Annotated in this window: 9 protein-coding genes; 6 read left to right on the top strand and 3 right to left on the bottom strand. The window is 71.4% G+C overall.

The features are described from left to right. Positions 1 to 143: 143 nt before the first annotated feature. Positions 144 to 1,595 carry an amino acid permease gene (locus ACFU8Q_RS33240; RefSeq protein ID WP_384461349.1) on the bottom strand — a complete coding sequence of 484 codons (1,452 nt, stop codon included), beginning with the start codon at positions 1,593 to 1,595 and terminating at the stop codon, positions 144 to 146. Between the two features lie 314 nt (positions 1,596 to 1,909). Here ACFU8Q_RS33240 and ACFU8Q_RS33235 point away from each other — a divergent pair, with 314 nt between their 5' ends. Continuing rightward, positions 1,910 to 2,398 (top strand): ribose-5-phosphate isomerase, encoded by a 489-nt coding sequence (locus tag ACFU8Q_RS33235; protein WP_093898231.1) that lies wholly within the window; start codon positions 1,910 to 1,912, stop codon positions 2,396 to 2,398. Between the two features lie 106 nt (positions 2,399 to 2,504). Further along, positions 2,505 to 3,314, top strand: a complete 810-nt coding sequence (locus tag ACFU8Q_RS33230) for an Fpg/Nei family DNA glycosylase (protein ID WP_384461345.1) — start codon at positions 2,505 to 2,507, stop codon at positions 3,312 to 3,314. 290 nt (positions 3,315 to 3,604) lie between these two features. Here ACFU8Q_RS33230 and ACFU8Q_RS33225 read toward each other — a convergent pair whose 3' ends face one another. After that, positions 3,605 to 4,837 (bottom strand): GNAT family N-acetyltransferase, encoded by a 1,233-nt coding sequence (locus ACFU8Q_RS33225; RefSeq protein WP_384461342.1) that lies wholly within the window; start codon positions 4,835 to 4,837, stop codon positions 3,605 to 3,607. A 104-nt stretch (positions 4,838 to 4,941) separates the two neighbouring features. Here ACFU8Q_RS33225 and ACFU8Q_RS33220 point away from each other — a divergent pair, with 104 nt between their 5' ends. Continuing rightward, positions 4,942 to 6,087 carry a PP2C family protein-serine/threonine phosphatase gene (locus ACFU8Q_RS33220; RefSeq protein WP_384461339.1) on the top strand — a complete coding sequence of 382 codons (1,146 nt, stop codon included), beginning with the start codon at positions 4,942 to 4,944 and terminating at the stop codon, positions 6,085 to 6,087. A 134-nt stretch (positions 6,088 to 6,221) separates the two neighbouring features. On the opposite strand, the gene ACFU8Q_RS33215 is transcribed toward ACFU8Q_RS33220, so the two are convergent. Next, entirely contained in the window at positions 6,222 to 7,415 is a 1,194-nt protein-coding gene (locus ACFU8Q_RS33215; protein WP_384461336.1) for a cation:proton antiporter, read from the bottom strand. A gap of 246 nt (positions 7,416 to 7,661) precedes the next feature. On the opposite strand from ACFU8Q_RS33215, the gene ACFU8Q_RS33210 reads away from it, so the two are divergent. The 3 genes from ACFU8Q_RS33210 to ACFU8Q_RS33200 form a co-directional block, all read left to right on the top strand. Further along, positions 7,662 to 8,528, top strand: a complete 867-nt coding sequence (locus ACFU8Q_RS33210) for an ABC transporter ATP-binding protein (RefSeq protein WP_384461333.1) — start codon at positions 7,662 to 7,664, stop codon at positions 8,526 to 8,528. After that, positions 8,528 to 11,008 carry an ABC transporter permease gene (locus tag ACFU8Q_RS33205; protein WP_384461330.1) on the top strand — a complete coding sequence of 827 codons (2,481 nt, stop codon included), beginning with the start codon at positions 8,528 to 8,530 and terminating at the stop codon, positions 11,006 to 11,008. The genes ACFU8Q_RS33210 and ACFU8Q_RS33205 overlap by 1 nt, the downstream gene beginning before the upstream one ends. Positions 11,009 to 11,017: 9 nt before the next feature. Next, positions 11,018 to 11,270: HD domain-containing protein (locus ACFU8Q_RS33200; RefSeq protein WP_384461328.1), on the top strand; the 253-nt coding region annotated here is incomplete at its 3' end.

Raw genomic sequence — 11,270 nt, 5'->3', positions numbered from 1 at the left:
GCGCCCCGCGACCTGCACCCACAGCGGCCGTCGCGGCTGAGGCCGTCCCCCCGCCCGCGACTGCCTCCCAAGCGGCTCGCCGGGTCGTGAAACCGACCGGCGAGCCTCTTCCGCGTCCGTGCGCCGTGTGGCGGCCGATGGCCTCAGGCGCGGACCTTCCGCTGACGCACCTCACGCACCAGCGAGACCGCCACCACCAGCGCCGCGACGAGCAGCGAGAGCAGCACCTGCTGACGTCCGTCGTCGTCGGTCAGCATGTAGACGAGAACGAACGAGATCATCGCGATGGTCGCCCAGGTCAGGTACGGGAAGAGCCACATCCGTACGACCAGCTTCTCCGGCTGCTCGCGCAGGATCATGCCCCGCATCCGCAGCTGTGTGAAGCAGATGACCAGCCAGACGAACAGGGCGACCGCACCGGAGGAGTTCAGCAGGAACTGGAAGACGGTGTCGGGCCACCGGTAGTTGAAGAACACGGCGACGAAGCCGAACACGACGGACGACAGGATGGCCGCCTGCGGCACGCCCCGCTTGTTCACCCGGGCGAACACCTTCGGCGCGTCCCCGCGGTCGCCGAGCGAGAAGGCCATCCGGGAGGCGGTGTAGAGGCCGGAGTTGAGGCAGGACAGCACGGCGGTGAGGACGATGACGTTCATCACCTGACCGGCGTGCGGAATGCCGATGGAGTTGAGGGCGGCGACGTAGCTGCCGCCCTCCTGCACGATCGACTTGTCGTTCCACGGCAGCAGGGTGAGGACGACGAAGATCGAGCCCAGGTAGAAGACGGCGATCCGCCAGATCACGCTGTTGGTGGCCTTCTGGACGGCGCGCTGCGGGTTCTCGGACTCGCCGGCCGCCAGCGTGACGATCTCGCTGCCCATGAAGGAGAAGACGACCATCAGTACGCCGGTGAGGATGGCGCCGGGTCCCTTGGGGAAGAATCCGCCGGTGTCGGTGAGATGCGCGAGTCCCGCGCCGGGATTGTCCGAGCCGGGCAGCAGCCCGAAGACGGCGAGCAGTCCGACGACCACGAACGCCGCGATGGCCACGACCTTGATCCCGGCGAACCAGAACTCGAACTCGCCGTACGACCCGACCGAGACCAGGTTCGTCGCGGTGAGCACCAGCATCACGATCAGTGCCCACGCCCACTGCGGGACGCCCGGCACCCAGCCCTCCAGGATCTTGGCGCCCGCCGTGGCTTCGACGGCGAGCACCACGACCCAGAAGAACCAGTACAACCAGCCGATCGAGAAACCGGCCCAGCGGCCCAGCGCCTGGTCGGCGTAGGCGGAGAAGGAGCCCGAGCTGGGACGGGCGGCGGCCATCTCGCCGAGCATCCGCATCACGAAGACGACCATGAGGCCGACCAGGGCGTACGAGAGGAGGATGGCCGGTCCCGCGGCTGCGATACCGGCGCCGGAGCCCACGAAGAGGCCCGCGCCGATCACACCGCCGATGGCGATCATCGAGAGGTGGCGGTTCTTGAGGCCCGCCTGGAGTCCGTCGGAGGAGCCCGGTTCGTCCGGCCCGTTCGACCGGTCAGGCCTGCCGGGCTGTTGGCCCGGCCCGATCAGAGTCGTCTGCGACGTCATGGAGGGAATCCTTACGTTTTCGGATCACGCGGTGCGTGCCCGGCCGCCACAGTGGGGTGCGACAGCGAGTGATGCATTGAAGCCCGCCGGACCGCAGAACCGGAACCCTTTATTCCGAATTCTTGGCCGGATCGTTGCCTGAGTGGCGTTGCGCACACAGGGCCTGCACAGCAGGCCCACACGCGGTCGCCGCCGGGCCGGGGCGGACCCGTCCGGAGGGTCTAGGGCCTCTCGTTTGGATCCGGCCTGATCCAAACGAAAGAGCCTCGACCCCGATGACGGCTTCCCGGCGACGCACGTGCCACACTCGGGACATGCGCGTGTACCTCGGCTCGGACCATGCCGGCTATGAACTCAAGAACCACCTCGTCGAGTGGCTCACGGCCCAGGGCCACGAGGCCGTCGACTGTGGCCCCCACATCTACGACGCCCAGGACGACTACCCGCCGTTCTGCCTGCGTGCCGCCGAGAAGACGGCCGCGGACCCGGACAGCCTCGGCATCGTGATCGGCGGCTCCGGCAACGGCGAGCAGATCGCCGCCAACAAGGTCAAGGGCGTGCGTGCCGCGCTCGCCTGGAGCGAGCAGACCGCCGCACTGGGCCGCGAGCACAACAACGCCAACGTGGTCGCCATCGGTGGCCGGATGCACTCGGTGGACGAGTCCACCAAGTTCGTCGAGATCTTCCTCGCCACGCCGTACTCGGGTGAAGAGCGGCACACCCGCCGGATCGAGATGCTGACCGCGTACGAGACGACCGGCGAGCTCCCCCCGATCCCGGCCCACCACCCGCAGCAGGGCTGACCGACACCCGCTCCCGTGCCGCCGGTGCTACCGGCGGCACAGCCATTTCCCCCGCCGTCGCGTCACCGCGTCATCGCGCCGCCGTTCACCGAGGAGAGTCGCCGTCGTGCCCGAGGGACACACGATCCACCGCCTCGCGGCGGACCACCGGGACAGGTTCGCCGGGCGGCCGGTGCGGGTGAGCAGCCCGCAGGGCAAGTTCTCCGACAGCGCCGCGCTGCTCGACGGCCGGACGTTCACCGGCGTCGACGCCCACGGCAAGCACCTCTTCCTCGGTTTCGAGGACATCGGCTGGGTCCACATCCACCTGGGCCTCTTCGGCAAGCTGGGCTTCGGTACGACCCCGGCCCCGCCGCCCACCGACACGGTCCGGCTGCGCCTGGTGAACGAGGACCACCACGCGGATCTGCGCGGCCCCACCACGTGCGCGCTGATCACCGACCCCGAGAAGGTCGCGATACACGACCGCCTCGGCCCGGACCCGCTGCGGACCGAAGAGGACGGCGAGCGGGCGTGGCGGCGGATCTCCCGCAGCCGTAGCACCGTCGCGGCCCTGCTGATGGACCAGAAGGTCATCGCGGGGGTCGGCAACGTCTACCGCGCGGAGGCGCTGTTCCGGCACGGCATCGACCCGTACCGGCTCGGCAAGGACCTCACGCGCACGCAGTGGGACGCGATCTGGGCCGACCTGGTGGAGCTGATGCGCGAGGGCGTACGGAACAACCGGATCGACACGGTCCGCCCCGAGCACATGCCGGAGGCGATGGGGCGCCCGCCGCGGGTCGACGACCACGGCGGCGAGGTGTACGTGTACCGCAGGGCCCGGCAGGCCTGCCACATATGCGGCGGCGAGATCCGCACCGCCGACCTCGCCGCCCGCAACCTCTTCTGGTGCCCGGGCTGCCAGCGTGCCTGAGGTCCGTCCGCCGGACGATTCCAGCGCGTCCGGCGGAAGATTCCAGCCTGTCCGGCGGATAAGGACGCAGCAGCCGCCGGACGACCACGGCGCTGCTAGTGCCCCTCCCGGCAAGCTCTGCCCCGTCGCGCCGCCCAGCACGCACTCCCCCAAGGCCTTGAGGGCCAGGGGGGACCCCCTTCCGCGTTGGCCAAAAGCCCTGGTAGCTCCGCTACAAGGGCTCCCGGCCGCCTTGCGATCGCACGCACCGGACGACGCTCTTCATGGGGCAAACATTGCCGGTCACGGCACTAGAAACCCCGGGGCAGCCACGGCGCGGCGTCCGACGAGAACGCCGTCGACGCCTCCGCCAGCGCGCCCGCCCGCAGCTCCCGCACCCGACCGGCCAGGGCCAACGCGCTCAGGGACTCCCCGCCCAGGTACACCGAGCCCAACTCCCGTACGGACAGCGCGAGATCGGCCGCCTCTTCGGTCCGCCGACACGACGCCACCCCCTTCGCGTCGGCCGTGAGCCGCCAACGCCCAGCGTTCCAGGGGCAGAACGCGTCCTCGACCTCCAACACCACATCCAGCGGCGCCCGGTACGTCCGCGCCTCCAGCGCCGCCCCCAGCTCCACCAGCCGCACATGGAGCGAGTCCCGGATCCGGATGTTGCATCGCCGCACGTCCGACACCAGGTGCAGCAGGGCGTCGTCGACCGGCCGGTTCCGTGCCTCGACCGTCGACGTCAGATCGATCTCGAAGACGAACCGCCACAACGCCGCGTACGCCGCCGGGTCCAGCGCGGCGAGGTCGTTCACCGACACCTTGCCCTTGGGCCCGGACAATTCCCACTCCGGCTTTATGCGATACGTCACATAGCCGACGATCTCCCCGTCCTGCTCCGCCAGCACGCACTGCTGCGCCGAACCCCCCTGCCGCGCACTCACCGGGTCGACCATCGGCTTCCGTTCCCAGCCGGGTCCGTGGGCCGGTGTGCCGGGACGGCCGGCCACCAGCTGCTCGTACACGCCCTCGCACGCGGCCATCGCCTCGTCCGGCTTCGCGTGACGCAGCCGTACCTCGTCCGTGCCCTCCGGCACCGTCAGCCGCACCCGGTCCGTGTCGATCGTCACAGACATCTGCCGCGAGGCCGCGCCGTATCCGAACCGGCCGTAGATCACCGGCTCCGACGCCGTCAGGACGGCGATCGGCTCACCCAGCGCCCGGACATCGTCGAGCTGCCGGCGCATCATCGAGGTCAGCAGCCCACGCCTGCGGTGGGTGGACGCGACGCTCACCATCGTGACCCCGGCGGCCGGCACCAGCGCCCCGCCCGGCACGGCGACCCGGAAGCTGAAGGCCCCGGCCGTGGCGACGACATCGGTGCCGTCCCAGATCCCGATCGACCGCTCGGGCTCGGTCAGTTGCTCGTCCAGCTCACGCTGCTCGGGAGCCTCCGCGACACCGCCGAACGCCAGCTCCAGACACTCGAACCATTCGTTCCATTCGGACGCACGCAACACGCGAAGCTCTGTAGTCATGGGCCATCCCTATCAGGGGCTCGACGGCCGGTCGACCCGATTTCGAACGCATTGTCACGGGGTCCCCCTGCACCGGAGGGCATCGGGTGGATAAGGTCCCCGCAATGGCCCGACGCGCAGGAGCAGACTCGTACCCGGCCCGATTGCGGAAATCGGCGCACCGGGCACGCATCGCGCTGCGCAAGTCCGGTGTCGACTACTTCCGTGGCGACGGATCGGACTGGATCGCGCTGGCCGGGCTGCTGCTCACCATTCCGGCCATCACCTGCGCCACGCTGCTCAACCCGGTGTGGTTCTCACCGGCCGCGCTCGTCCTGCCGATCGTCGCCGGCGGTCTGCTGCTGCGGCCCGCGAGCCTGCTGGGGCTGTACGCGACCGCCGCCACCGCCCTGATCGTGGAGTCGCTCGGCCTCGGACCGTACGAGGACGGCCCGGCCCGGGTGACGCCCGGCATCGTCCTGGTGGTCGCGGCCTGCGGCTTCTTCGGGCTGATCCTCGCCCAGTTCCGGGCCAGGGTCGGTGTGCCGTGGCGGCGCGGCGGCACCATGCTCTTCGACCTGCGCGAACGCATCAGGGTGCAGAGCGCCCTGCCCCGGCTGCCGCAGGGCTGGCACCGGGAGATGGCGCTGCGCCCGGCGGGCGGCCAGTCCTTCTCCGGTGACTTCGTCGTCGCCGCCCGTACCAACGGCGGACGGACCCTGGAGGCCGTACTCACCGATGTCTCCGGCAAGGGCATGGACGCGGGCTCCCGTGCCCTGCTGCTGTCCGGCGCCTTCGGCGGCCTCCTCGGCTCGCTGCCCCCGCACGGCTTCCTCACGGCGGCCAACGGCTACCTGCTGCGCCAGGACTGGGACGAGGGCTTCGCCACCTCGATCCATCTGGTCCTGGACCTCGATTCGGGCGACTACGAACTCTTCTCGGCGGGTCACCCGCCGGCCCTGCAGCTCCACTCGGGCAGCGGCCAGTGGGAGGAGAAGGCCGCGGAGGGCCCGCTGCTCGGGGTGTACGACGGGGCACAGTTCGACGCGGTGAAGGGCTCGCTGGCCCCCGGCGACGTACTGATGCTGTTCACGGACGGTCTGGTGGAGGCGTCCGACCGCGATATCGCGGAGGGCATCGACCGGCTCACCGGTGAGGCCGATCGCTATGTCGCCACCGGTTTCGAGGGCGCGGCCTGGCATCTGATCGAGGCGTGCGCCAAGGACGTCAACGACGACCGGGCGCTGCTGCTGTTGTCACGCACATCCTGAACCGTGCGCAAACCGTTTCGAACCGGGCGTGCGTCAACGGGAATCGGTTCATCACCGGAACGAGGTCGTCGGCATGTCCGGGGACCGGGTGCGGCCGCGGCGGAACCCCGGGCCCGGACATGCCGGTCGCCGGCTCAGGCCGGCACCGCGAGTTTCCCGGCGCCGCTGTCGCTGTCGCTGTCCCGGCCGCCCCGCCCGCCGGGCAGGACGCGGGCCAGCCAGTGCGACCGCCCGGCCGCGAGTGGGGAGAGGACCGCGAGGACGAGTACGTAGCCGGCGATGAACGGCGGGAGCCGCTCGTCCAGCCCCGCGCCGGCGGCCATCGTGGCGAGGATCAGCGCGAATTCGCCCCGGGCCGTCAGCGTGGTGGAGATGTTCGCCGCGGCTTGCTTGCCGAAGCCGTAGACCCGTGCGGAGACCATGCCGGAGAGGATGTTCATCGCCGCGGTCAGCGCGACGGCGGCCAGCACGGGCCACATCACGCCCGGCAGGTCGCCGGGGTTGATGGAGAGCCCGAAGGCGAAGAAGAAGATCGCCCCGAAGGCGTCGCGCAGCGGATGGACCAGCTTGAGGATGCGCCCGCCCGACGTCGTACTGCCGAGCATCAGGCCCACCATGAAGGCGCCGATCGCGTCCGCGACCCCGAACCACTCGGAGACCCCCGCCACGAACACGGCGGCGCCGAGGAAGGAGATGACGAGCAGCTCGTCGTCCGAGGTGTGGATCAGCTTGCTGATGAGCTTCGTGCCGAACCGGGCGGTGAGTGCCAGCAGCAGCAGGAAGCCGAACGCCTTGCCCCCGTCGAGCACCGCGGCGGCGAGGCTGTCCGAGCGCGACAGGATCGGTTGCAGGGCGGCGAGGTAGAGGGCGAGGAAGACGTCGTCGACGACGATGATGCCGAGGATCGTCTTGGTCTCCGGGCTGGCCAGGCGCTTCGTGTCGACCAGGATCTTGGTCACGATGGCCGACGACGAGATGCCGATGACCCCGGCCAGGACGAGGGCCTCCGAGGTGCCCCAGCCCAGCACGAAGCCGAAGGCGAGCCCGGCGCCGACGTTCAGCGCCAGATAGACGGAGCCCGCGACGAGCATCTTGCGGCCGCCGGTCTTGAGGTCGTCGAGATGGAATTCGAGGCCGAGGTAGAAGAGCAGCAGCACCAGGCCGAGCGCGGAGAGCATCTCCAGGTCGTGCGGGTCGGCGACGAGCACGATGCCGGGCGTGTGCGGGCCGAGCAGGATTCCGGCCAGGATGAACAGGGGGATGGTCGGCAGTCCGATGCGGCTGCCGATGCGGGCGAGAACGGCGGCGGCGAGGAAGGCGCCGCCCATGGCGATGAGCGTGTCTGCGTGTCCGATGAGCTTGATCCTTCAGTCGGTCAAGAGAGCGTCAAGGAATCGTCAGTAATTAGTTTACCGAACGATTGACGTTGCAACTATGGCCACCCCCGGCAGCACCCTGGGGTTTGCCCCACCCGAGATCCGCCAGCAGCCGTCATGGCCCCAACCCGTGCGTGATCCGTACGTTTCGAGAGGCCGGTCGGAGCACCGCCCGGCGAGCAACGGAAGGCGGACATCATGGGGCTGCGACGCAGCAGGCAGGGCGCGCAGAACAGGCAGCACACGGCGGACGCCCGAACGGGTTCCGGATCCCCGGACCTCGCCGTCGAGCTGCGCGGCGTCCGTCGGCAGTACGGCCGCGGCGGATCCGCCGTCCATGCCCTGCGAGGCATCGACCTCGCCCTGCCGCGCGCCAGTTTCACCGCCGTCATGGGCCCGTCCGGCTCCGGCAAGTCGACCTTCCTGCAGTGCGCGGCCGGACTCGACCGCCCCACCGAGGGCTCGGTACGCCTCGGCGGCACCGAGATCACGGGGATGAGCGAGAACCGGCTCACCGAGCTGCGCCGCACCCGCCTCGGCTTCGTCTTCCAGGCCTTCAACCTGCTCCCGTCCCTCACGGTCGAGCAGAACGTCGTCCTGCCCATGCGACTGGCCGGACAGCGCACCGGCTCCGCCCGCGGCCGCCGCGAGGCCGCCGAGATGCTCACCCGGGTCGGCCTCGGGGACAAGGGCGACCGCCGCCCCGGCCAGCTCTCCGGCGGCCAGCAACAGCGCGTCGCCGTCGCCCGCGCCCTGGTCACCCGGCCCGATGTGGTCTTCGCCGACGAACCGACCGGCGCCCTCGACACGACCACCGCCGCCGAGATCCTCACCCTGCTCCGGCACGCGGTGGACACCCTCGGCGCCACCGTCGTCATGGTCACCCACGACCCGGCGGCCGCCGCTTACGCGGACCGGGTGCTCTTCCTCGCCGACGGCGCGATCGCGGACAGCCTGCCGCGCGCGGGGGCCGCACAGATCGCGGCCCGGATGACCGCGCTGACCGCCCGCGCCTCCGTCCATGCGCCCGCCCACGCCTCCGCCCACGCAGGAGCGGCAGCCTGATGTTCACCCCGCACGTCCCGAACGGCCTCGCCCGCGCGGCCGTCCGCTTCAAACCCGCGTCGTTCGCCGGGACCTTCGTCGCGCTCCTGCTGGCCGCGGCGATCGTCTCCGCCTGCGGCATCCTGTTGGAGACCGGCGTGCGCGCCTCCGCACCGGCGGAGCGCTACGCCAAGGCGCCCGTGGTCGTCGCCGCCGACCAGCGGGTCCACATGACGGTCGGCAGCGGCGAGGGCGCGTACGACGCCGCCCACCCCGTACCGGACACCGCGCGGCTCCCCGAATCCCTGGTGGGCAAGGCCGCCTCGGCCCCCGGCGCGGCAGCCGCGATCGGGGACGTCAGCTACTCCGTACGGCAGAACGGCGCCCTCCTCACCGCGCACGGCTGGGGCTCCACCGTCCTGACCGGCACACGGCTGATCACCGGCGAGGCGCCGCGAGCCGGCGAAGTCGTCGTCCCCGCGGGCACCAAGCACCGCACCGGCGAGAACATCACCCTCGACACACCCACCGGCGTACGGGAGTTCCGCGTCGCGGGCACCACCGCCACCGAAGCCACCGTCTGGTTCGCCGACCGGCAGGCCGTACAGCTCTCCGGCCACCCCGGCCGGGTCGACGCCATCGCCGTGCTCGCCGCCCGCTCCACCCCCACCGGCACCCTCGCCGACCAGGTACGCGAGGCCGTCGGCCACACCACCGGGGCCGAGGTCCACACCGGTGACGGCCGGGGCGCCGTCGAGGACGCGGACCTCGCGGGCACCCAGGAACTCCTCGTCGGCCTCGGCGGCTCCTTCGGCGGCGTCGCCACCATGGTCGCCGTCTTCACCGCCGCCGGTACGGTCGCCCTCTCCGTCGGCCAGCGCAGCCGCGAGTTCGCCCTGCTGCGCGCCATCGGCGCCACCCCGCGCCAACTGCGCCGCACCATCGCCACCGAGTCCCTGCTCGTCGCACCGCTCGCCGGAGCGCTCGGCTGTCTGCCCGGAATCGCCCTGGCCCGCTGGTGGTTCGGGCAGCTCCAGGACAGGGGAGCCATCTCCGAAGCCGTCGGCCTGGACGTGTCCTGGCTGCCACTGACCATCGCCACCGCCGCCACGATGCTCACCGCGCTGGGCGCCGGCTACTTCGCCGCCCGTCGACCGTCGAAGATCAAGCCGGGGCTGGCTCTCGCGCAGTCCGCGGTGGAACGCCCCCCGTTCGGCTGGATCCGCACCCCACTCGGCATCGCCGCCCTCGCAGGCGGCGTAGCTTTCGCGGGCGTCGCCGCGTCCACGAGCGGCGAGGACGCGGCGAACGCCGCACTCGGCGTCGTCATGTTCTTCATGCTCGCGGTCGGCCTCCTCGGCCCGCTGATCGCCCGGATCTGCGCCGCCGTTCTCGGCCTCCCGCTGCGCGTGGCAGGTGCGTCCGGTTCGCTGGCCGCCGCCAATTCCCGTACGAACTCCCGCCGACTGGCCTCCGCGATCACCCCGATCGTGCTCGCCATGGCCTTCTCCTCCACGCTCGTCTTCATGCACACCAGTGAGGAACGGGTGATCGCACACCAGCAGCGCGACGCCATCACCGCCGACCACATCGTCTCCGCCCCGGCGGGCCTCGCCTCCGACGCCACCGCACGGGCGGCGGCCACCCCCGGCGTCTCGACCGCCGTCGGCCTGCTCCGCGGCTCGGTCCTGGTGCCCACCGGATCGGGCGGCGACCGGATACTCCAGAGCATCTCCGTACAGGGGGTCATCGGCTCCGGCGCCGACCTCGCCAAGGTCCAGGACCTCGACGTGCGGACCGGATCGCTCAGCGGCCTGCGGCCCGGCACCGTCGCCATCGACACCACCCTCGCCGGCTCCACGAAGCGCGCCACCGGCGACCGGCTGGCCCTGCGCCTCCCGGACGGCACCGAGGCGTCACCGAAGATCGTCGCCGTCTACGGCCGCGGCCTGGGCACCAGCCTCGTCACCCTGCCCGCCGCCGACCTGAAGACCCATGTCACGTCGCCGTACGCCTCCGACGTGCTGGTACGGGCCACCCCCGCCGCCGCACAGCAGCTCACCGCGCTCGGCGCCGTCACCGACCGCTCCGGCTACGCCGTCGCGCAGGACCAGGGCCGAGAGATCAACGCCTGGGCCAACACCGTCATGGCCGCGGTCCTCGGCGGATTCGCCGCCGTGGCCGCCGTCAACACCCTGGTGATGACCGTCCTCGACCGCCGCCGGGAACTGACCATGCTCCGCCTCGTCGGCTCCACCCGCCGCCAGGTCATGGGCATGATCCGCTGGGAGGCACTCCTCGTCACGGTGGCCGGGGCCGCGCTCGGCACCGCCATCGCACTGGCCGCACTCGTCCCGATGGTGAAGGGGCTGACGGGCGAATCGCCGTACATTCCACCGGCGTTGTACGGCTCCTTCGTCGCCGCCACCGTCGGGCTCGGCCTCGCCGCCGCGACGGTCCCGGCCCGCGCGGCCCTGCGTCGGACGGCGGCCCGTCCGTAGAGTCGGGCCATGCCCACTCCACACGCACAGCTGACCCTGGCCGAAGTAGCGGCGATCGCCCGCGAGGCCCACGCCGACCAGCGGGACAAGGCGGGACGCCCGTACACCGAGCACCTCGCCGCCGTCGCCGAAGGCGTACGGACCAGGGGCGGCAGCGACGAACAGATCGCCGCTGCCTGGCTGCACGACGCCGTCGAGGACGACGCGCTGTCGGCACGATGGCTGGCCGACGCCGCACTTCCGCAGCAGGTCAAGGACATGG

Source organism: Streptomyces sp. NPDC057543 (assembly GCF_042801895.1).
Lineage (GTDB): Bacteria > Actinomycetota > Actinomycetes > Streptomycetales > Streptomycetaceae > Streptomyces.
The sequence above is the reverse complement of the archived record's forward strand: the minus strand, read 5'-3'. Positions and strand labels throughout refer to the sequence as shown.

Bases quoted from the DNA above. Each gene is read 5' to 3' on its own strand.
- ACFU8Q_RS33210 (WP_384461333.1), top strand. From the start codon at position 7,662: ATGGGGCTGCGACGCAGCAGGCAGGGCGCGCAGAACAGGCAGCACACG.
- ACFU8Q_RS33225 (WP_384461342.1), bottom strand. From the start codon at position 4,837: ATGACTACAGAGCTTCGCGTGTTGCGTGCGTCCGAATGGAACGAATGG.
- ACFU8Q_RS33235 (WP_093898231.1), top strand. From the start codon at position 1,910: ATGCGCGTGTACCTCGGCTCGGACCATGCCGGCTATGAACTCAAGAAC.
- ACFU8Q_RS33205 (WP_384461330.1), top strand. From the start codon at position 8,528: ATGTTCACCCCGCACGTCCCGAACGGCCTCGCCCGCGCGGCCGTCCGC.
- ACFU8Q_RS33240 (WP_384461349.1), bottom strand. From the start codon at position 1,595: ATGACGTCGCAGACGACTCTGATCGGGCCGGGCCAACAGCCCGGCAGG.
- ACFU8Q_RS33220 (WP_384461339.1), top strand. From the start codon at position 4,942: ATGGCCCGACGCGCAGGAGCAGACTCGTACCCGGCCCGATTGCGGAAA.
- ACFU8Q_RS33215 (WP_384461336.1), bottom strand. From the start codon at position 7,415: ATGGGCGGCGCCTTCCTCGCCGCCGCCGTTCTCGCCCGCATCGGCAGC.